The sequence below is a fragment of the Bradyrhizobium sp. BRP22 genome (assembly GCF_020194175.1).
Taxonomy (GTDB): Bacteria; Pseudomonadota; Alphaproteobacteria; order Rhizobiales; family Xanthobacteraceae; genus Bradyrhizobium.
Genome location: NZ_JADYVX010000007.1, coordinates 215,683 through 240,227 on the forward strand (window position 1 = coordinate 215,683; position 24,545 = coordinate 240,227).

General features: G+C 62.6%; 21 protein-coding genes, 1 tRNA gene and 1 pseudogene. 10 read left to right on the forward strand and 13 right to left on the reverse strand.

All coding sequences use genetic code 11. The features are described from left to right. Positions 1 to 5: 5 nt before the first annotated feature. From metG to I6F35_RS12575, 5 genes are all read right to left on the reverse strand, one after another. Positions 6 to 1,949 carry a methionine--tRNA ligase gene (gene metG, locus I6F35_RS12555; protein WP_225117972.1) on the reverse strand — a complete coding sequence of 648 codons (1,944 nt, stop codon included), beginning with the start codon at positions 1,947 to 1,949 and terminating at the stop codon, positions 6 to 8. Positions 1,950 to 2,006: 57 nt separating this feature from the next. Beyond that, a complete protein-coding gene (locus tag I6F35_RS12560) occupies positions 2,007 to 3,047 on the reverse strand; it encodes a DNA polymerase III subunit delta' (protein WP_225117973.1) in 1,041 nt (346 codons plus the stop codon). Continuing rightward, entirely contained in the window at positions 3,044 to 3,730 is a 687-nt protein-coding gene (gene tmk / locus I6F35_RS12565; RefSeq protein WP_225117974.1) for a dTMP kinase, read from the reverse strand. The genes I6F35_RS12560 and tmk overlap by 4 nt, the downstream gene beginning before the upstream one ends. A 1-nt stretch (position 3,731) precedes the next feature. Then, positions 3,732 to 4,886 (reverse strand): D-alanyl-D-alanine carboxypeptidase family protein, encoded by a 1,155-nt coding sequence (locus tag I6F35_RS12570; protein WP_346283159.1) that lies wholly within the window; start codon positions 4,884 to 4,886, stop codon positions 3,732 to 3,734. Between the two features lie 328 nt (positions 4,887 to 5,214). Next, a complete protein-coding gene (locus I6F35_RS12575; protein ID WP_225117976.1) occupies positions 5,215 to 6,108 on the reverse strand; it encodes a septal ring lytic transglycosylase RlpA family protein in 894 nt (297 codons plus the stop codon). A gap of 1,214 nt (positions 6,109 to 7,322) precedes the next feature. On the opposite strand from I6F35_RS12575, the pseudogene I6F35_RS12580 reads away from it, so the two are divergent. Both I6F35_RS12580 and I6F35_RS12585 read left to right on the forward strand, forming a co-directional pair. Next, a pseudogene (locus I6F35_RS12580) lies at positions 7,323 to 7,450 on the forward strand (SOS response-associated peptidase); the annotation flags it as partial. 135 nt (positions 7,451 to 7,585) lie between these two features. Further along, positions 7,586 to 7,846 carry a hypothetical protein gene (locus I6F35_RS12585; protein WP_225117977.1) on the forward strand — a complete coding sequence of 87 codons (261 nt, stop codon included), beginning with the start codon at positions 7,586 to 7,588 and terminating at the stop codon, positions 7,844 to 7,846. A gap of 531 nt (positions 7,847 to 8,377) precedes the next feature. Here the strand turns inward: I6F35_RS12585 and I6F35_RS12590 are convergent. From I6F35_RS12590 to I6F35_RS12600, 3 genes are all read right to left on the reverse strand, one after another. Then, the gene (locus I6F35_RS12590) at positions 8,378 to 8,764 is read right to left on the reverse strand and encodes an NUDIX hydrolase (RefSeq protein WP_225117978.1); all 387 of its coding nucleotides are present in this window, start codon (positions 8,762 to 8,764) and stop codon (positions 8,378 to 8,380) included. Between the two features lie 129 nt (positions 8,765 to 8,893). Beyond that, on the reverse strand, positions 8,894 to 9,109 hold the full coding sequence (locus I6F35_RS12595) for a hypothetical protein (RefSeq protein ID WP_225117979.1): 216 nt from the start codon (positions 9,107 to 9,109) through the stop codon (positions 8,894 to 8,896). A gap of 723 nt (positions 9,110 to 9,832) precedes the next feature. After that, positions 9,833 to 10,330 carry a ferritin-like domain-containing protein gene (locus I6F35_RS12600; protein ID WP_225117980.1) on the reverse strand — a complete coding sequence of 166 codons (498 nt, stop codon included), beginning with the start codon at positions 10,328 to 10,330 and terminating at the stop codon, positions 9,833 to 9,835. Between the two features lie 219 nt (positions 10,331 to 10,549). Between I6F35_RS12600 and I6F35_RS12605 the strand changes: the two genes are divergently transcribed. The 3 genes from I6F35_RS12605 to I6F35_RS12615 all read left to right on the forward strand — a co-directional run bounded on the left by I6F35_RS12605 (position 10,550) and on the right by I6F35_RS12615 (position 12,725). Then, positions 10,550 to 11,821 (forward strand): DUF892 family protein, encoded by a 1,272-nt coding sequence (locus I6F35_RS12605; protein ID WP_225117981.1) that lies wholly within the window; start codon positions 10,550 to 10,552, stop codon positions 11,819 to 11,821. 470 nt (positions 11,822 to 12,291) lie between these two features. Then, positions 12,292 to 12,381 (forward strand) — tRNA-Ser (locus tag I6F35_RS12610). 170 nt (positions 12,382 to 12,551) lie between these two features. Then, positions 12,552 to 12,725 (forward strand): hypothetical protein, encoded by a 174-nt coding sequence (locus tag I6F35_RS12615; RefSeq protein ID WP_225117982.1) that lies wholly within the window; start codon positions 12,552 to 12,554, stop codon positions 12,723 to 12,725. Between the two features lie 399 nt (positions 12,726 to 13,124). Here the strand turns inward: I6F35_RS12615 and I6F35_RS12620 are convergent, their stop codons facing one another. After that, positions 13,125 to 14,048, reverse strand: a complete 924-nt coding sequence (locus I6F35_RS12620; RefSeq protein WP_225118042.1) for an alpha/beta fold hydrolase — start codon at positions 14,046 to 14,048, stop codon at positions 13,125 to 13,127. 63 nt (positions 14,049 to 14,111) lie between these two features. Between I6F35_RS12620 and I6F35_RS12625 the strand changes: the two genes are divergently transcribed. From I6F35_RS12625 to I6F35_RS12635, 3 genes are all read left to right on the forward strand, one after another. Beyond that, a complete protein-coding gene (locus I6F35_RS12625; RefSeq protein WP_225117983.1) occupies positions 14,112 to 14,750 on the forward strand; it encodes a TetR/AcrR family transcriptional regulator in 639 nt (212 codons plus the stop codon). A 178-nt stretch (positions 14,751 to 14,928) separates the two neighbouring features. Beyond that, positions 14,929 to 15,135, forward strand: coding sequence for a hypothetical protein (locus I6F35_RS12630; RefSeq protein WP_225117984.1), 207 nt, complete (start codon positions 14,929 to 14,931; stop codon positions 15,133 to 15,135). Between the two features lie 72 nt (positions 15,136 to 15,207). After that, complete coding sequence (locus tag I6F35_RS12635) at positions 15,208 to 16,350, forward strand: acyltransferase (RefSeq protein WP_225117985.1); 1,143 nt, start codon at positions 15,208 to 15,210, stop codon at positions 16,348 to 16,350. Here the strand turns inward: I6F35_RS12635 and I6F35_RS12640 are convergent. Further along, positions 16,327 to 17,142 carry a GDSL-type esterase/lipase family protein gene (locus I6F35_RS12640; protein ID WP_225117986.1) on the reverse strand — a complete coding sequence of 272 codons (816 nt, stop codon included), beginning with the start codon at positions 17,140 to 17,142 and terminating at the stop codon, positions 16,327 to 16,329. The genes I6F35_RS12635 and I6F35_RS12640 overlap by 24 nt on opposite strands. Before the next feature lie 948 nt (positions 17,143 to 18,090). On the opposite strand from I6F35_RS12640, the gene I6F35_RS12645 reads away from it, so the two are divergent. Then, positions 18,091 to 18,348 (forward strand): hypothetical protein, encoded by a 258-nt coding sequence (locus I6F35_RS12645; protein ID WP_130231366.1) that lies wholly within the window; start codon positions 18,091 to 18,093, stop codon positions 18,346 to 18,348. 19 nt (positions 18,349 to 18,367) lie between these two features. Here I6F35_RS12645 and I6F35_RS12650 read toward each other — a convergent pair whose 3' ends face one another. The 3 genes from I6F35_RS12650 to I6F35_RS12660 all read right to left on the reverse strand — a co-directional run bounded on the left by I6F35_RS12650 (position 18,368) and on the right by I6F35_RS12660 (position 22,587). After that, positions 18,368 to 19,657 (reverse strand): sorbosone dehydrogenase family protein, encoded by a 1,290-nt coding sequence (locus I6F35_RS12650; protein WP_225118043.1) that lies wholly within the window; start codon positions 19,655 to 19,657, stop codon positions 18,368 to 18,370. 159 nt (positions 19,658 to 19,816) lie between these two features. Continuing rightward, a complete protein-coding gene (locus I6F35_RS12655; RefSeq protein ID WP_225117987.1) occupies positions 19,817 to 21,424 on the reverse strand; it encodes a DHA2 family efflux MFS transporter permease subunit in 1,608 nt (535 codons plus the stop codon). Then, positions 21,421 to 22,587, reverse strand: a complete 1,167-nt coding sequence (locus I6F35_RS12660; protein ID WP_225117988.1) for an HlyD family secretion protein — start codon at positions 22,585 to 22,587, stop codon at positions 21,421 to 21,423. Before I6F35_RS12660 ends, I6F35_RS12655 begins: the two co-directional genes overlap by 4 nt. A gap of 167 nt (positions 22,588 to 22,754) precedes the next feature. Here I6F35_RS12660 and I6F35_RS12665 point away from each other — a divergent pair, with 167 nt between their 5' ends. Continuing rightward, entirely contained in the window at positions 22,755 to 24,542 is a 1,788-nt protein-coding gene (locus tag I6F35_RS12665; RefSeq protein ID WP_225117989.1) for a thiamine pyrophosphate-requiring protein, read from the forward strand. The last annotated feature ends 3 nt before the right edge of the window (positions 24,543 to 24,545 follow it).

The following is a 24,545-nucleotide window of genomic DNA, read 5'->3' on the forward strand; positions in this document are numbered from 1 at the left end:
ACCGCTCAATCGGCCTTTGGTTCGACGTAGCGCGGAAACACGCCGACCGGCGGCGGCAGTTGGACGCCCGGTCTCAGCCGCTCGCCAAAAGCAGCGAATTGGCGCGACTTCTGATCGTCTCCGGGAATGCCCAGACTATCGAGCAGCTTGGCCGAGGCTTCCGGCATCACCGGCTGCGTCAGGATCGCGATCTGGCGCACCACTTCGGCGGTCACATACAGCACTGTCTTCTGCCTGGCGGGATCGGTCTTGGCCAGTGCCCACGGCGCTTCGCCCGCAAAGTAGCGGTTGGCTTCGGCCACCACGGCCCACACCGTGTTCAGCCATTGGTGGATCTGCTGGGTCGCCATCGCTTTTCGCGACGCCTCCAGCATGGCGTCGGCTTGCGCCAGGATCGTTTTGTCGCTGTCGGAGAACTCGCCGGGCTCAGGCAGGACGCCGCCGAGTTGCTTGGCGATCATCGACAGCGAACGCTGCGCCAGATTGCCGAGATCGTTGGCGAGGTCGGCATTGATGCGCGCGACGATGGCCTCATGACTGTAGTTGCCGTCCTGCCCGAACGGCACCTCGCGCAGGAAGAAATAGCGCATCTGGTCGACGCCATACTGATCCGCGAGATTGAAGGGATCGACGACATTGCCGACCGACTTCGACATCTTCTCGCCTCTGCTGAACAGGAAGCCGTGGGCATAGACGCGCTTCTGCACGGGGATGCCGGCCGACATCAGGAAGGCCGGCCAGTACACCGCGTGGAAGCGGATGATGTCCTTGCCGATGATGTGCACATCCGCCGGCCAGTAGCGCCAGTTCGGATCGTTCTCATCGGGATAGCCGACCCCGGTGATGTAGTTGGTGAGCGCGTCGACCCAGACATACATCACGTGCTTGGCGTCGTTGGGTACCTTGACGCCCCAATCGAAGGTGGTACGCGAGATCGAGAGATCCTTCAGCCCGCCCTTGACGAAGCTCATGACTTCATTGCGACGCGAGTCAGGTCCGATGAAATCGGGCTGGCTTTCATAGAGATGAAGCAGCTTGTCCTGGTATGCCGACAGCTTGAAGAAGTAGCTCTTCTCCTCGACCCATTCGACCGGCGTGCCCTGCGGTCCGCGGCGGACATTGTCCTCCCCGACGACGGTCTCGTCCTCGGCGTAGTAGGCCTCGTCGCGCACCGAGTACCAGCCGGAATAGCTGTCGAGATAGATATCGCCGTTCGCCAGCATGCGATCCCAGATCGCCTGCACCGAGCGGTGATGGGCCGGCTCGGAGGTGCGGATGAAGCGGTCGAACGAGACCTTCAGCCGCTCGTCCATTTCCTTGAAACGGGCGGCGTTGCGGTCGGCGAGTTCGGCCGGCGTCAGCCCCTCGCCTTGGGCGGTCTGGATCATCTTCTGCCCGTGCTCGTCAGTGCCGGTCAGGAAGAACACGTCCTTGCCGTCGAGCCGCTGGAAGCGCGCCAGCGCGTCGGTCGCGATCGCCTCATAGGCGTGGCCGATATGCGGCTGCCCGTTCGGATAGGCGATCGCGGTCGTGATGTAGAACAGGTTGCCGCGCGTGGTCGCCGGCGCGGGCCGAGCAGCGGGAGCGGATTGCGCGGGCTTCGGCTTTGGCTTCGGCGCCTTCTTCACAACCGGCGCGGGCGCGGGCTTGCTGACCGGCTCCGGGGCAGAGACCGGCTGCTTCGGCGCAGCCTTCTTCGCGACTTTCGCCGTTGATTTTTTCGCGGTGTTCTTGGTCTTGGCCGTTGTCTTTCTGGCAGTCGTCTTCTTGCCCGCTGCTTTCTTGACGGCCGTCTTCTTCTTGGCAGCCTTTTTCACTGCCCTCTTGGCTGTCTTTTTCGCTTTCCTCGCAGGAGCTTTCTTCTTTTTTGCGCGCGTCTTCACCGCGGCCTCGGCGGCACGGCGGGCTGCCTTCTTCGTCTTTTTCTTTTTCGAAGCTTTCCGGGCCACAACGAATTCCTTAAGTGCAGTTCAAGCGAAGATTATCGGGATTGGTGAGACGGCGGATTACCGCACGGCTTCCGCGAGCATCGAAAACACCGAGAACACCAGCGGTTTGCGTTCCAGATTGTACGATTCGGTATCGCGCGCGGCGAGGACGATCTTTTCCCATACCTCCGCCAGCCGTGCAAGGCGCGGCAGGTTGGCGTTGGCATCGCCGGTGCGCAGCTTTTCGCTGATCCAGCGCTCGACGCCTTCCATGAAAGCCGCGAGCGCGACACGATCGCTCAAGCCGAGCGCGTCACCGAGCGCATGCAGTTCGCGCGGATCGACCTGCGGCAATGTCGCAAGCAGCGCCGCGGTCTTCTGTTGCAGCTTCAGCGCGTCGCCGCCGAGCAGGTTCAACGCCCGCGCCACGCTGCCCTCGGCCGCCGCAGCGGCCTCGAGCAGCGCCGCATCGTCAGGCCCGATGTCGGCAGCCGCTGCAGCAGCGCGGATCACATCGTCGGTATCGAGCGGCCTGAGCAGCAATTTGCGGCAGCGGGACAGGATCGTCGGCAGCACCCGCGACGGCGCGTGGCTGACCAGCAGAAACAGCGATTGCTGCGGCGGCTCTTCGAGGATCTTCAGGAGCGCGTTGGCGGCATTCGGATTGAGCTCGTCGACGGTATCGACGATGCAGACGCGCCAGCCCTCGACCGCCGCCGTCGAGCCGAAGAACGAAATGGTTTCGCGCGTCTCGTCGACCGTGATCACGGTCCGCAGCACGCCGCGGTCGTTGAGCCCACGCTCCAGCACCAACAGCCCGCCATGGGCGCCGGCCGCGACCTGTCTTGCCACCGGATCCTGCGGATCGACCGCCAGCGTTTCCGCCTGCTGCACAGCCGGTGCGAGCGGATGACGGTGCGCCAGCACGAAGCGCGCCATGCGATAGGCCAGCGTCGCCTTGCCGATGCCGCCAGCGCCGCCGATCAGCCAGGCGTGCGGAATGCGGCCCGAGCGATACGCCGCGAGCAGCGCCGCCTCCGCCTCGCGATGCCCGAAGAAATCGGGCGTCTCGCGCGGATGCCGGACCGCGATTTCCTGCTCGGCCTTGCGCGGGCTCATGCGTGGCTCGCCGCCGGAAATGCCGTGAGAAGATGTTCGCGCAGCGCGTTCCAGATGCGCTCGCCGACCGCATCGGCATCGGCATTGGCATCGATCAATACGCAGCGCTGCGGGTCTTCGACCGCGAGCTGTTTGTAGGCTTCGCGCAAATCCTGATGAAACTGGACGTCCTCGGACTCGAACCGGTCGGGCGCCGCATCGCCGCGGCGGGCTGCCGCCCGCTTCAGGCCGACCTCCACGGGCACGTCGAGGATGAAGGTGAGATCCGGCTTGAGGTCGCCGATGGTGACGCGCTGCATGGCATTGACGAGGCCGAACGGCACCTGCCCGAGCCGGCCCTGATAGACCCGCGTCGAATCGAAGAACCGATCGCAGAGCACCCAGATGCCCTGGTCCAGCGCCGGGAGGATCACGGTATGGACGTGGTCGTCACGGGCGGCCGCGAACAGCAGTGTCTCGGCATCGGGTCCGAGCAGCTTGCCCATGCCTGACAGCAGGAGATGGCGGATGACTTCCGCGCCCGGCGAACCGCCGGGCTCGCGAGTGACGATGGCGCGCAGCTTGGCCGCGTTCAGCCGTTCGGCAAGCCGTCGGATCTGGGTGGATTTTCCCGACCCCTCGCCGCCTTCGAACGTGATGAAGCGCCCGCGCACGGATCGTCGTTTCGCCCTAGCCTTCGCCATGTCAGAGCTTCTCGACGCCGGCGCGGAACATGCCGATGACCAGTTCCTGGGCGCCGTCGAGCGCCCGGCGCACGGTCGATCCGGTGCCGATCGCTTCCGCCGCGTAGACCGGCGTCTCCACCGCCAGATTGCCGCTGCGCCACACCTTGACGACGCCGATCTGCTGCCCGGCCTCGATCGGCGCCCGCACCGGGCCGTTATAGACCACGCGCGCCAACAGCCTCTCATTGCCGTTCTTCGATACCATCACCTTGATCGGTTCCGGGCTGGTCAGCTTCACCGAGCGGGTTTCGCCGCCGAACACCCTGGCGTAGCCGATGGTCTGGTTGGCGGCGATCAGCGTGCGGGTTTCGAAGTTGCGGAAGCCCCATTCCAGCATTTTCTTGGCCTCGCTCGCGCGGTCATCGGCATCTTCCAGCCCGTTGACCACGACGATCAGCCGCGTGTCGTTCTGCACGGCCGAGCCGACCATGCCGTAGCCGCCTTCCTTGGTGTAGCCGGTCTTCAGGCCATCGGCGCCGTTCAGCGAGTTCAGAAGCGGATTGCGGTTGAGCTGGCGGATCTTGTTCCAGGTGAATTCCCTCTCGCCGAACAGTTTGTACATGTCCGGATAGGTCAGGATGATGTAGCGCGCGAGCTTTCCCAGTTCGCGAACCGTCATCTTGTTGCCGGGGTCGGGCAGGCCGTTGGAATTGGCGAAGGTCGACTTCGTCAACCCGAGCTCCCGAGCGCGCTTGGTCATGAAGTTGGATGCGAAGTCGCGCTCATTGCCGGCCATGCCCTCGGCGAGCGCGATGCAGGAGTCATTGCCGCTCTGGATGATGGCGCCATGCAGGAGGTCATCGACCGAGACCTTGCTGTTGATGGCGGCAAACATCGTTGAGCTGCCGGAGGGCGCCCCGCCCCGCCGCCAGGCGTTCTCGCTGATCCGGTATTCGTCCGTGAGCTTGATGTCGCCCTTCTTCAGCGCGTTGAACACGACTTCCACCGTCATCAGCTTCATCATGCTGGAAGGCGCGCGGAGCTCGTCGGCGTTCTTCTCGAACAGCACGCTGCCGGAGGAGGCCTCGATCAGGATCGCGGTCGGCGCATCGCCGTCGAACCCGCCCTCTTCCTTCTTCGCGCCCTGCACGCTGTTGTTGGCGGCATAGACCACCGTGCCGCAACCGATCGCAAGCGCGACCGCAGCCGCCGCCAGCGCGCGCCAAGGCAGGCGCGACATGAAGGCGGATCGAGAAACAGCGATCATCGGCGATGTCCTGAAACGAGGGCCTTCTACCAGTTGGAAGTATCGCAAACAACTGAGGTTTTGGCCGCAAGGCCCGGGCCGGCGCGCTTCTTCGCAGAGAAAATGATCCTATCGCGGAACCGCGCCGGTTTCCTGCAGCAAATCCGGCAAAGACGGCGGAAACGCGTACGCCTCAGGCGCTCGGCTGCAGCTCGCGCTGATCAGGTTTCTGAGGTAAGCGCGCGAAGCCGTTGATTCAGTACAGCCCCCGGCCGCTCAGCACCTCCGCCGGGCCGCGCGGATCGATCGGAACATAGGCCGAGCGGGCATCGGTCGCGTAACTGCCATTGGCGTCATACGAGACCTGCCGGACATTCTCGCTGCTCCGCCCTCGCCCACGGCTGGAGGCGGACATTTCCGAGGTAGCATTGGTCGAGGCGTAATCGGCCGACGTATTGCCCAACGAATAGGGCCGTCCCTCCGGCAGCGGAACCTCGCCTCGGATCCGGCCGGCCGAGGACGACATGTCAGGCACGAACGGCCTGGCCGAGGCGATCCGGACCGTGGACGGCGACGGCGCAGGTGCGCCGGTCCGCAGCGTCGCCATCAATTGGCGGTCGTCTGAACCCTCGAGTGGCGCCCGCCCGACATACTCGACGCGGACGCGGGCGATGCCATTGCCTCTGAATTCAAGCAGTTCGGCGGCTTTGTTCGAGACGTCGATGAGGCGGTTGCCGTGATAGGGGCCGCGGTCGTTGACGCGCACGATCACCGACTTGCCGTTCCGTAAATTCGTCACCCGAGCATAGCTCGGCATCGGCAGCGTCGGATGGGCGGCGGTCAGCGAGGCCATGTCGAACACTTCGCCGTTGGCGGTCAGGCGGCCGTGGAAGTCATCGCCATACCAGGAGGCGAGCCCCTCCGCGCGGTAGTTGGCGTCTTCCTCGGGCACGTACATGCGCCCGGCCACCATGTAGGGCTTGCCGACCCGATAAGTCCCGCCGCCCTTCGGCACCGGCTCGCCGAAGGCAACCACGCGCGGGCTGGCGGAAACGCCGTACTTTGGATCGACGCGTCCCGCGAATTTGTTCGAGGAGGCGCAGTTGGCGAGCACAAGGCAGGTCGCGACCGCAGCCGCACTCCGCACCATCGCCCGAATCGGATCTTGCCGTCGCTTCCCCATCGACCCCAACTACCACGCTTGCCGGACGCGCGCCCTCGCTCGAGGCCCCTTCGCGTCACGATCCCCAAAGATGCGGCCCACCTCCGCATCAGAAGGTGAAGATATCGCAACCGGAACACGGCGGAAATGGGGAGAGCCGTACCGTGGTAAATCATCAGTTGCGCCCTCCCCGGCCTTTTACGGGCGAAAGCTGTCCCGCTTTCAAACATCTGTTGCAGCAAATCATCACTTCACGGCCGATCGCGGCCTTGGCGTCAGGATTCTTTTGACTGTGCAAGGCCGCAGTCGTTCTCTCCCTCGTGCGCAGGGGGCGCAAAGGAAGTTCTGAAATGATCGAGACGGTTACGGCGGTGATGGGCCTGGTGAGCGCGGGGATCTTTCTGGCCCATGCCTATGAGGGTTTTCGCACCCGGGCATAAAGCCCAACGCGAAACGGAAAGACGCATCACCTCTTTCCCGAAAGGCATGTTCGTAAAGCTTTAATAGATTCGGACGAGCATCGGAGTGTAGCAGGTGCATCATGCGCAAACACGACTTGGTCTCCGACGGATTTCTGACGCTCACAGCAGCAAGCTTCGTGCTGCTGTGCTCGAGCCTGCTGGCCTTCGCGCTGAGCTAGGCTGAGGCGCGCCTCTCCCCTGGGGTATCCCCGGGCCTTACGGTGTTGCGCACGCTCATTCAACGTGCGCCCCGTCGAAATACAGCTCTCGCATACGTTCCGGTGATCTCGCCTCCCGCGCGACGGCATCCTTGGTGCAAGCGCATCAATGCCGGCAGCCTTTCCTCCGCACCGACCGGCTTCGGCCTCGACACGGTCCGCCTCGCGGATGCCTTCTGCGCGGCTTCGGGCGCCGCCTAAGCGCGCCTATCGGCGCCCGTGGAGCTCGCTTCCCGCCCCAGTCAACTTGCTCGTCTCAGCGCCGCCGGCGACCCTAGAGCATTTTCGGTTCTGATTGAATCAGAACCGAAGCTCCAGATTCTTGTTTTGACGCGTTTTCTTCACGCGAACCGGTATCCACTTCGCTCGAAAACGCTCTAAGCGCGACCCAACTGTTTGGAACCCTTGCCATCGTCGCGAATTTGTAAGCCCGCACACATGATCACCAACCGTGTTGTGCACTGTCCCCTAGCAGCTCGGTCCGCCCCCTGGCCGGGCTGCTTCTTTGGGAGTCCGAGCCTGTGGCTTCCTCACCACCCAGCCGAACGCTGTCGTGGCGCCGATCCACCCCAAACCGACGTTGGTGATCCTGACGACGCCCTGAAGATCGTCATGCGCGGCCCCGACAAGGAAGACAGGCTCGCCGCATGAAATTCGTTGAAGCAAACGGGCCAACGCCACGATCGAGCGTCTCGACATCCAGTGTCGGTTTTTGGAAATAGCGGACTGGAACCTTTATTCGCGAGCTCTATTGGCTCGCTGTCCAATTGCTAGGAGGTCAACACCATGACCAAACTTCTTCTAGCGACATTCGCTGTTCTCGCGATCGCGGCACCTTCATTCGCACAGCAGGACAGAACGACTGGTCAAGCGCCGCCATCCGGTGCTTCCTCGTTCTACCTGACTCAAGACCCTGCGACGATGAAGTGTAAAGTTGTCAATGCCCAGCCTGCCCCTGGTGACAACACGAAGGTCATTGGTACGGCTCACCCGACGCAGGCGGAAGCGCAAGCAGCTTTGCAGGCTGAGAGAACTTGCGCGAAGTAAAGGCCCGACATCGCGCACCGTCGCGCCGCTGCGAAAATGCAGAGGCAGCCAAAGGGTGAACCGGCCTTACTCATTGTCCGCTTCGGGGAACGGCTGTTGCGTCCTTCGGCCCAGGAAAGTGTCCGGCCTGCACTCTTGAAGGAGCGCTCGCGATCTGGCGACGACCTCCTGTGCCTGGCTCTTTAGTTCGACCGCGTAGGAAGGTAGGTAACTTTGACCGTGAGGAGTATTGCCGTTTTGTGGCATGGCGCGCTCCCTTGGCTATGCAGGCGGGAGCGCGATCGGTCTCTCAGCCACCGACGCCTACGGACAGAGCCTCAGCCGGTGATGTGCTCTTAACTAGCACGACCCCGCTCTGTTCAAAAGTGAACTTAGGGCCCTGTGACATTCAGCTTACGACAACGGGATATACCCACTCGCAGTCTGGCTCAGCCGGAGCCCCGGCCCGCGCCAAAGGTCCCAGCTCTTGGACAAAGCCGGAGACCCTTACGGCGCTGTCGCATTGCCCGGCTCGGGAAAAGGGCCGGTTCGTCAATCCGCGTTTTTTGGAAATAGCCGGTCGCGAATGTAGCGCGAGGTCGGCGTCAAACGGACAGCTCCCGGCTTGTGCCAAGCCACGCGATCGATCTCCTTTTCGTCGCCGATCGTCAGCTTACCCTTTGTTTTCTTGGCCACGAAGATGGCATCGCTCATTTTGCGACCGGACCGCTTGTTCTTGGTCTTCAGTTCTTTCCATAGCTGCAATCTGCCTAGCTGGAGGTCTGGAAGCTCCTCCTTGATCTCCCGCCTCAGACACTGTCTTTCCGTTTCCCGCGGCCGTTTACGGCCGCCTGGAAACATCCAGAGACCGTCGGATCGCCGCCTCACCAGCAGAACTCTACTGCCCTTGGCTGCAACCAGCTTTGATGACTTTGCCATCCAATAGGCCGCCTCCTGGTCGAATCGTTCGATTGTAACGTGAGTGAAGGCTCGGCACAAAGACGCGCCGGCTCAACAGGAATCCAGCAGCGCGCGGCTGGCCCGGCTCTGCTTCTTGCGGCGAGCGGATCAGGCTGATTTGGGCTTGTTGTTCAGATGAACCAGAGCGCGACGCCCAACATATGTTAGATCTCCGAGCGTGGTTTTGCCGCCGCGCGCGGCCGCTATGAGTTGCTCGGCGATATACTTTCGGCTCTCGTGGTCGCCGCCCTTCGGCAACTCGGCACAGACCTCGTCCAAAACAATATCCATGTTCGCTTGAACGCGGTCGCCAAACTCGCCCATGCTCAGCCCCTGATCTCGTGAAAGTCTCTCATTTAGGTGCACGCAAGCTAAGGACCTCGTTCAGCTCAGCAGCGCGCTCGGCTTGCCGCGCGTGCCGGAGCAATTTCTTCCTCTCGGCACCCGGCGATAGCTCTTTGGCGCGAGTGCGCGCCTGCTGAGCTGAGCCGATCAGTCGCTCCTGGAGTGACGTGGTCTGTTTGGTTCGATTGCGCTTGCGTCTGGCATCCATGCCTGAACGTTAGGTCGCCGATGCCGGGCCTTCATTAACCTGGGTAAGTGCCTTTACGCGTTCAGCGACTTCAAGCACTGCTCCGATTTTATCAATCATAGCTTCGAGGCGTCCGGAGCGAAGCCCCAGCTCAGGAGGCAGAGCTGGGGCCCCTGCGGCGCTCACGCAGCGGGCAAGCCCGAAGGCTCCCCAATCGGGAATGGACGCTCCTTGAAGGGGGCACGCATTAACTTGCTTTGTGCTGTGGAAAAATGTCGGCCCCCAAGCTCTTTCCGCGTCGGGGTGTTTTCGCAAAGAAACGGCCCCAGCTCGCGAGAAGCTAGGGCCTCGAGGTCGACGGCTGGCTCGACCGGCTCGCCTGTGACTGCGGCGGTGCCGGCATGCCCTACCCATCTTGCAATTCCAGCGATGACGAGGCCGGCCCGCCAGAGATGCCAGAGGGCTACGAGGTGACGATAACCGGCGAAAGGTCGGGGCCGCCGGGAGAGCGCAGCTCACGCCGCCTGGCGCTGCTGATCAACGTACTGCATCGTGACCTTCTCGACATTGGCCTCCACCCAGGCTGCCATGCGCTCCTCCTCTTTGAGGGAAGTTTCGAGCAGCGGCCGCGCTGCGTCCGCGCCCGCGGCCTGACAAAGAGCCAAGAGTGATTTGTAGGCGGCAATCTCGTAGTGCTCGAACGCGTCATTGGCGAATGTGTTCTTCAGTATCTCGTCGCCCGCCATCGAATGCCCCATCGCCATCATATTGGCCATGAACGACTGGGCGGTATCCTTCAGACTCGACGTACTTTCGCCGCAGGCGTCGAGGCACTCCTCCAGGCGCCGGAGCTGCTCGTTGGTCTCGCTGAGATGGCTAATCACCCTTGACTTCACCTCGGGGTATTCGTCGAGCCGTTCCGACTGCCGCTCCATCAATTCTCGTGCCTGAACCTCCATTGCATGTGCGTTTCGTAGCCCGATGACGAATATGTCGCGCGCCGTCTGTGCCATTTGTCTCTCCTTCTTGTTCCTAGGAAACCGACGGGCAAAAACATTACCCGATGTCCAATGTTCCTATTCGGAGGCACGTGCGCTCTTTATTCGCAGAATAGCCAACGCACGATGCTGGTGCTCGGAATTGAAGGCCGGAATGACCGCACGGGGTTAGGAACAAACCACAGCCCCCACGGTTGCGGGACTGATCATGCCCCAACCTTCGAGGACCTTTCCATGTACCACCATGTCAAGAAGCTGATGTTCACTGTCCGCGTCGATGAGCCGGACCCCCGGTTTGGCAACATGCTTCTTGAACAGTTCGGCGGCGCCAACGGCGAACTGGCCGCGGCGATGCAGTATTCGATACAGGGCTTAAATTGCGAGGATCCTGATCGTAAGGATCTGCTGATGGACATCGGCACCGAAGAACTGAGCCATCTCGAAGTTGTAGGTACCCTCGCCCGCATGCATCTCAAACCATCCAAATTTGATCGTCAGGCTGCCGAGGCGGATCCGCTGATTGCGATTGCGGGCGGCGGAGGCGTGAATTTGTTCAATTCACAAGGAAACGCATGGACCGCGGATTACCTGAAAATCACAGGCGAGCTAGATGTCGACCTGCGCAGCAACATTGCCGCAGAAGCGCGAGCCAAGATCGTCTATGAGCGGTTGATCAATTTCTGCGACGACGCTGGTACCAAGGACGCCCTGCAATTCTTGATGACCCGCGAAATCACCCATATGAAGGCCTTCGCGCTGGCGCTCGAGAGCCTGGCCAAGCCAGCCCTCAGTATCGGCCGTATCGCGCCCACCCCCGGCCTCGTCGACCAGTTCTTCAACGATTCCACCGGTAGGGGCGATCACGGCGAGATCGACACCCGCGGTCCCTGGAATGAAGGTGGCGATTGGGTCTTCACGGAATCGCCAGCCATTCAGGCCGGAGACCCGGGACCAGCGACAGCGATCGTCACGGAAAGCTCGCCCCCGGCAGACGAGGCTGGCCTTAGCGACCTCCTGATCGACGAACTCCGCGACATCCTGCATGCGGAGAAGCAGCTGACCAAGGCGCTGCCCAAGATGGCCGAAGCGGCACGGTTCGACCAGTTGCGCGAGCTGTTCGAACAGCATCTGGCCGAGACCGAGAACCAGATCGAACGTATCAACGAGTGTTTCGAGCTTCTCGGCAAGTCCGCCCGCGCGAAGCCTTGCAAGGGCATGATGGGTTTGGTCGAGGAAGGTCAGGAGATCATGGCCGAGGGCGAACAGAAGGAAGATGCAGCCGCCGATTTGGCCTTAATCGGCGCCGCACAGCGCGTCGAACACTATGAGATCGCAGGCTATACTACTGCGCGCAACCTCGCCCAACAGCTGCGCCACAGTGCAATCGTCAGCTTGTTGTCAAAGTCGCTGGCCGAGGAGGAAAATGCAGACCAACTACTCAACCAGGTCGCCCGCTCGCTGATGTCGGTTGCAAAAATGCCGGACGCGATTGAGCGGGCTGAATAGTCAAGCATGAGAGGAATCGCGCACTCCCCGATGATCCGTCGCGCGTCCTCGGAGTGCGACGGATTTAACGTCTGGTCCGCGAAGCTATCGAGAACCCGAACTTGGCCACAGCAAGCGTCTTCGCGAGACGCCGGCCGGTAAGCGCCAGTTCGGCAGCGCCAATCCCATTTGAGCGGCGAGACTGCCGCGCCCTTTACGGGCATGAATAATGGCGGCCCTGCTCGGTCCGCGTGCCTTATCGGCAACTGACTTGGCCGTCACGTTCTCGCCGGCCAGGATCTTCGCCTCGAATGCGCCGCGCTGACTGCGGCAGCGACGGACTCGCCGGCGCCACGAGCGCGCCCAGTTCCGTGCCTTGCCTGTGACATCCGGGGCTTCCTGGGGAAATAAGATGCTTTGGGTCCAACTTGGGTCCGCGTTCGCATTGCGTTCGACGGGGCCTTACGGTAAGCGATTGAAATTCCTGATCTGGAAGGGTGGCCGAGTGGTTTAAGGCACCGGTCTTGAAAACCGGCGTGCCTGCAAGGGTACCGTGGGTTCGAATCCCACCCCTTCCGCCAATAGATCAATGATATCAGATCATTATTGGGGAAGGCGGACCCTTGAACGGTCCGCTCAAACGCCCTTCCCGCGTTCTTGCGGCAAGTTGCCCAACACTGATTAAGAAAATTGGAACCGTATTTTGCTCAATTGTGTTGGGGTTGCATTGGCACTGCTGGAGGCGACCAGAATGACGGATGAGCAGCTAGCTCTTCAGGCCGTTCGTGATGCCCAGGGCATACTTGAGGAATACTTGCAGCCGCGACCGCGCAATAACGAGCGGGTCATCCTTGATAGATTGGTGGAAGTATTGGAGCGGCCCGAGCTTCTGGTCGCCGTCAACCGGATGCAGCGCGGCCTGTAGGGGCCTCGCCGCCCGCCTCCGCCGCTTCACTGGCCTTTGCAAGTGCCAGCCAATCGGCTGCGAGCATCAGCCAGGCATCTTCGTCCGCCGGACAACGAGCCTCCGCTGCGCGGTCTTTGCATTCCTGAGCTAGCTGACGAAACCGGATCAAATCTTCCCTCATGGCGGAGCTACGCTCCAATTGAGCAAAAGTTGCAGAGGGCCAGTCACGATGAGCGAGACACCGGATATCCCGGCCTATTCCCGCGCCGGGACCAAATAAGTTGCGGCGGCGTCATATCCCCGTGGCATGTGTGTTGCACTTCAACGGGTACTGGGGATTTCAGGGGCCCAGGACGAAACAGGCGCCGTTGGGACAGCGTATTTCGAGCCCGGCGGCGTATCTTTTGAGGCACGCTTTCAGCGATCAAGCTCACGGTCCGGCCAGGGATTGCGGCCGTCCCTCAGCCACAGCAGTGCGTCGGTCCAGAAGCCGGCCGCGTGACCGTCGTGGAAGAGATCGAAATGACCGATGCTCTTGCGACCGTAATCCGACGGCTCGAGCAGCACGGCCGTGCGCGGCGTGCCGGTGTAGTAGCCCAGTGTGCGGCGGATCGCAGGCACGGTGCCGAGTTCGTCGTCCGACACGGCGATGGCGAGGATCGGCGCCGTGACCGCCGCCATCCGTGACAGAACCGCTTGCCGCTCGCCGCGCGGATGGCTGCGCTCGAAGCGAGCCCTGCGAAAACTCCATTCATTGGCAACGCCAGCGGGCAGATCCTCCAGCCAGCCGAGCCTGCGGCCGGGAAAGTAGCCGCAGAGGGCGGTCATGACGGGCATGGCGACATGCCATTTGAGGAACAGACCGGCCCGCCGGCGCGGCGCATAGTCGCCCCACCAGGCATATTGTGCGCCAACCGTCAGCATCCGCTCGATCAAGCCGGCGCTCTCGGCCAGGCCCGGCAGGAAACCGCCGATGCTGTGGCCGACGACGATCAGGCGAGCCGACGGCAAACGCTCACGCATGAAGCAAAGCGCCGCCTCGAAATCGAGTTCGCCCCAGTCGCGCCAGCGATAGCCGCAGCCTCGCAAGCGGGACGGCCGCGAAGCCCCGATGCCGCGATAATCATAGGTGAGGACGTCGAATCCATGGTTGGCCAGGAAGCATGCGTAGCGATGGTAATAGCGCGCCGCCACCCCTGTGGCCGCATTGACGATGATGCTGCCGAAGGGTGCGCCGGCCGGCGCAAGCCACAGATGAGCGCCGATCGTCACGCCGTCGCGGCAGGAAATCGTGACGGCCGTTCCATCCTCAATCGATATGCGTAGTGCCACCTTGGTCATGTCTGCGACGATAAGAGGTGGCCAGCGTTGTGTATATTCACTGGTCAGTATACATAAGCGCCCATGAGCGAGACTGGCCGTTCGACGCGTGAGCGCATTCTTCAAGCCGCCGGCAAGTTGTTCTATGGCGAGGGCATCCGCGCCGTCAGCGTCGATGCAGTGGCGGAGAAGGCCGGCCTCACCAAGCGGACGCTCTACTATCATTTCCGCAGCAAGGACGACCTGATCGCGGCCTATCTGGAGATCCGCGACCAGCCAAATCTGGCCCTGTTCAAGCGGTGGTTCGCCGAGGCCCAGGGCGATGTGGCCGCAAAGGTCGAAGCGATCTTCCGCAATCTGGCGCGGTCGGCGCGGCATTCCAAATGGAAAGGTTGCGGCTTCCTGCGCACCTCGGTCGAATTGGTCAACCTGCCCGGCCATCCGGCGATGGTGATCGGGCGAGCGCACAAGAAGCGTGTCGAGGACTGGCTCTGCTCGGTCTTCGAGGAGGCGATCGCCTCGCGCGAGGCCCGGCAACTTGCGCGGCAGATCATCCTGCTCATGGACGGCGCGTTTGCGGTCGTCCTGCTGCATCGCGATCCAACCTATATGGAAACTGCCGGAGCAGCGGCCGCCCGCCTCGTCCGCGGGATGGTGTCGACGCCGCGCAAGTCAATCAAGGCTGCCAAGATCGGGCGGACCATCCGGCCCCGGATTGGCTGACGCGCGATCGAGCGTTCCCGCCACCCGGCGCGCGACCGACGGCCAGCGCATCGTGCGGCGGATCGTTGCCGCTTTCGTGAAAAATGGTGCACATTTTGAGAAGCATGGTGCGACCAAATTCTGCATGACAGGCTGTGTTCGCGTTATCCGAACACCCGGTCGAAGCGAAGGATATCCAATGCGATTTGCGCTTTGCTTGGGCGTGCTGATCGTGCTGTGCGCGGCTGCCGAGGCGGCGACGATGCGTCGCGCCAGACATCCGGAGCGGCACTTTCGTCTCGAACAGCCCGTTGTTCCGGCTCCGCCCAAAGGCTTCGCCGTGCCCGGCTGGACCGACGAGGAAACGCGACAATGGATCAACGGCGCCTCGGGCCCCAAAGGCTAGAGCAAGGGCTGGTGAACGCGCGCCAGGCACGTCGCAGTAGCCAAGCTCGGCGCGGAATGCTACCCGACAAGGATGGCGGCAGTCCCCGATGCGCAGCTAGGCACAGGCAAAACAGGAAAACTGGGTTTCCTGCCGCGCCTCGAATCCTTGCGTGGCATCGCGGCGGTTTCGGTCGTCGGCTATCACATCACCAGCCAGTTCACCGACACCTACGTCACGGGCATGGCGCCGGTCGTGATGTTCTTCGTGCTCAGCGGCTTCGTGCTGGCGCGCTCGCTGCAGAACAATCCGAACCCGATCACGTTTCTGCGGCATCGCCTGTTCCGGCTCTTCCCCGCCGCGATCGGGGTGGTCGCGCTGCTGACGCTGCTGCATCATCAGTACGGCTTCTATGTCGGCTACGAAACGAAATTCGATCCGCTCAACATCGTGCTCAACGCGATCATGGTCCGCCACGACATCAACGGCGTGATGTGGTCGATGACGGTCGAGTGCTTTGCCACGCCGGTGATCCTGCTGTCGTTCTGGATCTTCCAGCACCTCGGCCCGCGGCCGCTCATGGTGTCGATCGCTGTCCTGTTCGGACTCTCGTTCTGGGGCGCCTATGTGCATCTGCTCGGCGGCATTGCCAACCTCGCGCCGCTCTACGCTTTTGTCGCCGGCGTGCTCTTGCAGATGCAGGGCGGGCGGACGGCCGAGCGGCTCCGCACGGCCGCTGTCTGGATCCTCTCGATCGCGGCCATCGCCCTGCTCTGCTTTTGCGGAGCACAGAAGCAGACTGCGCCGATCATTGCGCTGGAAACCCTGAGCTCCTCGCTGCTAGTGCTGCTGGTTGCCTTTCGAAGCGCGATCGGCCTGTTCGCCGTTCTCGATCTTCGTCTCGTCCGCTTCTATGGCCGTATCTCCTACAGCTTCTATCTGCTTCACCCGATCGGCATGTCGCTCGCCGCCCGGCTGCTCGACGCGAGGGATCTGCCCGTCCTGCTCGCGATCTCGGTGACGACGATCGCGGCCATCGCCCTGACGACGCCGATGGCCTGGTTCTCCTGGCGCTATATCGAGAAGCCCTTCATCGCGCTGAGCCGGCTGGCCGCAAAACAGCCGTCGCCGGCAAGTGCGATCGAACCTGGGGCAAGTGGTGTCTCTTGCACCGACATCAGAGAACGATGTCGAGGAGGCGCCGAAGATACTCTAAACACCTTTGGAAACGAGTGACGAGATCAACATTGCCCGGAGCAAAACACCCCAATTGTTCGGATGCACTCCGTCGTGCGTGAGGGCCCGATGGTTGGCCTTGCCGACGCCGCTTGAACTGAAAAGATCAAGACATTGGATGCGGTTTATTTCTGCCACCCGCAGCATGGCGGCGACGTAGTCGCGGAGAAAAACTCCCACCTCATTCGGATATACGTCGCTGTCGCGATCGTCGTAGGTCGGTAACCACCACGGCGTGATCAGAAAGATCCGCGCCGTAGGGCAGGATTTCCTGAGGAGCGCGATCGAATGGTTGAGAGCTCCTTTGAAGGTCTCGCGGCCTACGTCATCGTCCGAGCCGATCGGACGATCGTAGCGGAATTCATTGGCGCCATACTCCAGGCCAATGTGAGTGACGCCTGAAAAATTCGTCGCTTGCAGGTTGCCGAGAGACGAGTCGCGGACCGGCTCTCCGGTTCGTTTTTGTGCAGACCAATCGCCTGAGGCGATCGAGCTGGCGATGGCGTAGAGTGAAACGGGGTCGAGTGACGGAAATTTATGTTGACCTGCGCACGAGCCAGGAAAGGCGCCGTTTATGGCGAACATTCCGAGCCGCTCGCCTATGATGCTCGGTGCGGCTCCGCCATGGGTCGAGCCGGTGCCGGCACTGATGCTGGTTCCGAGCTGAAGATAACAACCGCCACGCATGGTATTCCGGCTGCCAGCCCAAAAGGCTGTGCCCAGCAGGCCTGCCGCGCCGATCCCCAATGTCTTGAGAAAAGCCCGCCGCTCCATATTCGGGCTCTCTAGCATCGACGACTTCGTCCGGGCAACTTTCGGGGTAGTTTCGTTTGCACTTCCAAGCAACCCATCCGCAGCTATGAACCGATGCTGGTCTTGACCTGGAATCCGAGACAGCGGCTATCCGGGTTTCCCCGCGCCCCGCCACTACTCCACTCCTGTGCGGATGACAAAATGGATTCCGTCGCATCGTCCCGGAACGTCAGCGGAGAAAAATTCGCCAGCGATTCCAAGGCGGTTTGCCCCGTCCCAGCAATCGGCACTATGACACCGGGCGTCTCATCCAAATGAGGGGCGGCGCGATCATCACGAACGTTGCGGTGAGATGCGTGGACGCGGGTGTTGCGAGTGGCGAGCACGACTATCCGTGGATGGCGAAGTCGACTTTCCCTGCGCCCTCCGATATCGAGGAGGTGAAACGCAAAGCTCGGGCACGCGATGCCGGCAGAACGCGGAGTCACATCCCTCATCTACACTCCACCGTCATGCCCGCGAAGGCGGGCATCCAGTAGCCGGCAGCCTCTCGACTCAAAACACTGCCCTCTCTGGAATACTGGATCGTCCGCTTTCGCGGACGATGACAGCGGAGAGCTGTTTGAAATTTGAATCGGACTCGTAGGATGGTAGAGCGAAGCGAAACCCATCATTCGCGAGACTTGCTCCATCGCGATGGGTTTCGCTTCGCCCTACCCCGCCCCAGCCGCGACGCATATTCGATCGCTTCGGTCAGGCAATGTCAGGCAGTGCCGGGGTCGACGGAGGCCCGGACGGATCGATGGCCTTGCTGAGCCGCCCGACCTCCTGCGCGAAATGCGGCCAGAAGCCTTAATTGCTGCATGATGCTGTGCCGGAAATGGGGGCACGTCGTAGGCGCCGCCTTCGCTGGACGCAATCCAGCAATGGCGATGCCCCCCGGCTTTACGCTAGAATGTGCGTTGCTCCAATGCAGGAGGTGTGGCGATGCCGAGAAAGGGAATCACCGGCCACGACGAATGGGTCATCACCGAGGCGCTGGCGACGGCGCTGGTCGCCCTCGAACAGCTTCCGCCCAAACACCAGCCGCGACCGCATATGGAAGACATCCGAAAATTGCTTGCCGCCGGCTGCGATCGCGGAACCGTCACCCTGCACCTGGCCCAGGCCAAGTGCCGGCTGTTTCCGGACGCCGATCCGCTGGCGATCTACGAGGAATACGGGCTCAGCGACGGCCAAGGCTAAGACTTTAAAGGGTGAGACCTTAGCGGCTGATCCGCCAGATCGTGCCGTTGGCGTCCTCGGTGATCAGCAGGGCGCCGTCGCGCGCCACGGCGACCCCGACCGGGCGTCCCCAGACCTCGGAATCGTTGATGACGAAGCCGGTCGCGAAATCCTCGTACTCGCCGGTCGGCACGCCGTCCTTCAGGCGGATGCGGATCACCTTGTAGCCCGTGCGCTTCGATCGGTTCCACGAGCCGTGCTGGGCCGCGAAGACGTCGCCGCGATATTCGGCGGGGAAGTTCTGGCCGTCATAGAATGCGAGGCCAAGCGACGCGGAATGCGCCTGCAAGAGCACGTCGGGGACCGTGATCTTGTCCTTGAGGTCGGGGCGCGCGCCGACATGCCGAGGATCCTCGTTGGCGCCGATGTAGAACCACGGCCAGCCATAGAACGCGTTCTCGCGGACGCGGGTCACATAATCGGGCACGAGGTTGTCGCCGAGGCCGTCGCGCTCATTGGTCGAGCACCACGGCACGCCCGTTTGCGGCTGGATCGCAAGCCCGACGCAATTGCGGATGCCGGTGGCAAAGATGCGCTGGTTCCTGCCGTCGGGATCGAAGGCAAGCACCGCGCCACGATCGGTCTCGTTGCCCCAGGCGGCGCCCAGCGGGCGCTCGCGGCTCCAGGCTTGCAGGCCTCCCGGAGGGCTACCCATGCCCTCCCCCGAATTGCCTGCGGAGCCGACCGAGACCAGCATCCGCGCATTGTCAGGCGTAAAGACAAGGTCGCGGGTCGAGTGACCCCAGCCATGCGGCAGATTGACGACGACCGTCTCCGGCTTTCCGGAAGCCTTGAGGTCGCCATTGCGATAGGCAAAGCGGACCACGCTTCCGGTGTTGGCGACGTAGAGCCATTGCGGATTGTCGCCACTCGGAAAGAATGCCATGCCGAACGGACGATCGAGGCCGGTGGCGTAGACTTCGTTGACCGACGGTTTGGCTGCCCCATCGGCGGCGCGCAGCAGGCGGATGCGCCCGGCGCGTGTCTCGGCGACGAAGATGTCGCCATTCGGCGCGGTCTTGATGATCCGTGGGCCGTTCAAGCCGTCAACGAACAGCTCGGCCTTGAACCCTGGCGGCACCTGCGGAATTGCGGAGGACGGCCGCGGCGCGACCCGCGACATGTTCGCAGTCGATGGCGTCGCGCCGGGCTTGGGCAGATCCCGCGGCGTGATCAGGCGCAGGGTGCCGGGCTTGTCACGCTGCCAATCGCCATAGGCGTCCGGTCCCTTCAGCACAGCCGGCTGTGCGCTTGCACCAGGCGGGATCATCAACGCGAGCAAGCTCGCAATCGCGACGCGTATTGCAATGGGCTTCCAGAGCATTTCACATCCTCACGCGAGATGACGATCTCGCGAACGCGCATCCATAGCGCAGAACCTTGGTAGGCTCATTTCACAATCTCGTCTGAGGTTGCGGCGATTTGGCCGTCAATGTCCTCTTGCCGGCGCCTTGAGATCGATCGAGCGCATGATCAGCGCGAGCGGGATCATCAGGGCGCCAATGACAGCCAGCGTCCAGAACACATCGATATAGGCGAGGAAATCGACTTGGCGCTGCAAGGTCTGGCCGACCCAGGCGATCGCCTGCGAGGCCGCATCGGAGGCGTTGGAGCCCTGCGCCTGGAAATAGCGCGTCATCGCGTCGATGGTCTGCTGGTAGCCGATGTCGGACGGCGCGGCATGCTCGACCAGCCGGCTCTGATGGAATTGCTGGCGCTGCGCCAGGACGGTTTGCGCCAACGCTACTCCCATCGAGCCGCCGATGTTGCGGGCAACATTGATCAGCGCCGAAGCCTGATTGGTCTTGTCCGGCGGTACGCCGTCGTAGGAGGCCGTCGTCACCGGCAGGAACAGGAATGGCAGGCCGATGCCGAGGAAGATGCGCGACCACGCCGCGTAGCCATAGGTGATATCGGGCGTGAGGCCGGTGAGATGCCACATCGAGAGCATTACGATGGTCGCACCGACGATGATCAGGTATTTCGGCTGCACGATGCCCACGAGCCTGCCCACGATCGGCATCATGATCATCGTGAAGATGCCGCCCGGCGACAACGCGAGCCCAGCGAGCATCGCAGTGTAGTTCACCTCCGCCTGCAGCAATTGCGGCAGGATCTGAGTGGTCGAGATCAAGACCGCGCCAGTGCCGAGCATCACCAGGAAGCAGGCTGCGAACTGCCGCCGGCCCAGCAGGCGGAGCTCGATGATGGGATCGTTGCGGGTCAGTTCCCAGGGGATCAGCGCCAGCAGGCAGAAGCCTGAGATCAGCGCAAAGGCCAGGATCATGTTGGATCCGAACCAGTCATTGCGCTGGCCTTCGTCGAGCACGAATTCGAGCGAGCCGAGTCCGATCGCGACCAGCACGAAGCCGACATAGTCGACGCGGAGTCCCTTGCGGAGCAACTCTCGCCGTTCTTCCTCCGCTCCGGACGGTTCCTTGACCAGCGTCCCCACCAGGAACAGGGAGATCAATCCCATCGGTCCGTTGATCAGAAACACCCAGTGCCAGGTATAGGTATCGGTGATCCAGCCGCCGAGTGTCGGCCCGATCACCGGCGCCACCACTACGGCGATGCCGTAGATCGCAAAGGCCTGACCACGCTTGGCCGGTGGAAACGAGTCGGCGAGGATCGCCTGCTCGGATGTCGCCATCCCTCCCCCGCCGAGTCCTTGCAGGATGCGGAACAGCACCAGGGATTCCAGACTCCAGGCAAACCCGCACAGCAGCGAAGCCACGGTAAAGGTGGCCACGCACATCATGTAGAAGCGCTTGCGCCCGATGACGGTCGAAAGCCAGCCGGAAATCGACAGCACGATCGCGTTGGCGACGAGATAGCTGGTGATGACGTAAGTGCTCTCGTCGATGCCGACCGCCAGCCCGCCCGCGATATGGCGCAGCGCGACGTTGGCGATCGTCGTGTCCAGCACCTCCATGAAGGTCGCGATCGAGACGACGAAGGCGATCAGATAGGGATTGTGTCCGCCGGCCGCCGAGCGCTCCGCCGACCAGCCGCCGGCCTGCGTCGCGTCAGTCATCGCACCTTCGTCCAGGGTACGACCGACATGCCGGGGCCGACGGGAACGTCATCGGGCCAATGATCGACCACGATCTTCACCGGCACGCGCTGCACCACCTTGACGTAGTTGCCGGTGGCGTTCTCCGCCGGCAGCAGGCTGAACACCGTGCCCGAACCGGGCTGCACCGAGTCCACGCGCCCGGTCAGCCTGCGGTTTGGATAGGCGTCGATCGTGAATTCGACGGGTTGGCCCGGACGCATGTCGCGAAGCTGGGTCTCCTTGTAGTTCGCCACGATCCAGACCTCGTCGGGCACGAACATCATGATGCTCTGCCCGGCCGTCGCAAGCATCCCCTTGGCGCCGCTGAGCTTGACGACGCGCCCGGACTGCGCCGCCGTGACGTTGGTGTATTCGAGATTGAGCTTGGCCTGATCGCGCTGCGCCTCCGCCTGCTGCAGCGATGCCTTGGCACTCTCCCGTTGGGCCTGCAGCGGCTTGATCCCGAGCTCGGCGACAGTGACTGCGGTCTTTGCACGGGTGGTATTGGCCTGCTGCGCCTCGAGATCGGACTTGGTCTGTTGCTGACGTTGCAGCGTGCCGGCGCCCTTCTGCAGGAGATCATCGGCGCGCGCGGCTTCCTGCTGGGCAAATTGCAGTTGCGCTTCGGCCTGCGCGAGCTGCGCTTTTGCCTGGTCGATCTGGGCCTGTTGGCTGTCGATCTGGGCCTCGATATTGGCGATATTGGCCCGCGCTGCTGCGACCTGCCCCTCCGCCTGCTCGACCGCGATCCTGTAGTCGCGATCGTCGATACGGGCGAGCAGATCGCCCGCATTGACATGCTGGTTATCCGTGACGGGTACGTCGACAAGGTAACCGCCGACCTTCGGCGCGATCGAGAAGCTGCGCGCCGCGATGAAAGCATCATCGGTAGATTCGTAGTTACGAACTTCGAGCCAGTAGATGCCGCCGCCGATCAGCGCAGCCAGGAGAACGCAAGCGCCTGCAATCGCGAGCAACCAGTGCTCGCGGAGCCGATCGAGCATTGACGGCCCGTCGGGCGTGGTCGGCGGACTGTCGCGCGTTTCGCTGACGTCCCTGAGTTCAGGCTTCTGCTCGGGAGCGCGTTCCGGAGGCCGTGTTTCTTCCGCGGACGGCCCACGCTCTCGGGTCGTGGCATCCACTGCAGCACCTCAAGCGAAGGAGATCATTTGCAATCGATCTGGCTAACCAAGCGGTCAGAACATGGTTCCCGCGAAGCCATCGATCGGGCGTAGTTGGCGATTGGAACCCTCGCGCATACCGACGGTTCTCAGTGCTTCATTGCACTCCAGATATCGCGGGGTTCGCTATGTCCCAGACCGTCGGTGATTTCGTCGTTCAACGGCTTCATGATTGGGGCGTGGAGCACATCTTTGGTTATCCGGGCGACGGCATCAACGGCGTGTTCGGCGCGCTCAATCGCGCTGGCGGAAAGATCCAGTTCATCCAGGCGCGGCACGAGGAGATGGCGGCATTCATGGCGTCCGCCTATGCCAAATTCTCAGGCCGGCTCGGTGTGTGCATCGCGACCTCGGGCCCCGGTGCCTCGCATCTCGTCACCGGGCTCTATGATGCGCTGATGGACCATCAGCCGGTGCTCGCGATCGTCGGGCAGCAGGCGCGCAACGCGCTCGGCGGCCAGTACCAGCAGGAACTCGATCTGGTCTCGATGTTCAAGGACGTCGCCGGCGCCTATGTCGCGCAGGCCTCATCGCCCGCCCAGGCGCGACATCTGATCGATCGCGCCGCGCGTATCGCGCTGGCGCGCCGCACCGTCACCGTGATCATCCTGCCGAACGATCTTCAGGATCTGTCTTACGAGGATCCGCCGCGCGCGCATGGCACGTTGCACTCGGGCATCGGCTATAGCGCGCCGAAGACGGTGCCGCACGACGCAGATCTCGATCGTGCGGCCGAAGTCCTCAATGCCGGCAGCAAAATTGCAATGCTGATTGGCGCCGGCGCCCTTGGTGCTGCGGATGAGGTGATCGCCGTCGCCAACAGGCTATCCGCCGGCTGCGCCAAGGCCCTGCTCGGCAAGGCCGCCCTTCCCGATGACCTGCCCTGGGTCACCGGTTCGATCGGACTGCTAGGAACCGAGCCGAGCTATCGGCTGATGACGGAATGCGACACGCTGTTGATGGTCGGGTCGGCATTTCCCTATTCCGAATTCCTGCCACAGGAAGGCAGCGTCCGTGGCGTCCAGATCGACATCGATGCGAGCATGCTGTCGATCCGCTTCCCCATGGAAGTCGGCCTCGTCGGCGATGCCGCCGAAACACTGCGTGCGTTGCTGCCGCGGCTTCGCCAGAAGCCGGCCGACGGCTGGCGCAGCGGAATCGAGGAAAATGTCAGGAGCTGGTGGAAGACGCTCGAGGACCGGGCGATGCAGCCCGCCAACCCGGTCAACCCGCAGCGCGTGACCTGGGAATTGTCGCCGCGGTTGCCGGAGCGTGCGATCATCACCAGCGACTCCGGCTCCTGCGCCAATTGGTACGCGCGTGACCTGAAGATGCGCCGGGGTATGAAAGCATCGCTGTCCGGCGGGCTGGCGTCGATGGGCGCCGCGGTTCCTTATGCGATCGCCGCCAAGTACGCGCATCCGGACCGCCCAGTGATCGCGCTGGTCGGCGACGGCGCGATGCAGATGAACAACATGGCCGAACTGATCACGGTCGCAAAATACTGGCGCGAGTGGAAAGATCCGCGCTGGATCGTCTGCGTCTTCAACAACGAGGACCTGAACCAGGTGACGTGGGAGCAGCGGATTATCAACGGTGATCCGAAATTCGAGGCGTCGCAGCGAATTCCCAACGTCTCCTATTCCCGCTTTGCCGATCTGATCGGATTGTACGGCATCTATGTCGACCATCCAGACCAGGTTGCGTCAGCCTGGGATCAGGCGCTCGCGAGCAAAATTCCGGTCGTACTGGAAGTGAAGACGGATCCCGAAGTGCCGCCCCTGCCGCCGCACATTACGTTCGAGCAGGCGAAGAATTTCTCGATCGCGCTCGCCAAGGGCGATCCCGACGAGGTCGGCGTCCTCAAAGGTACGGCACGGCAGGTGCTGGAGAGTGTTCTGCCTGGAAAGAAGTAACGG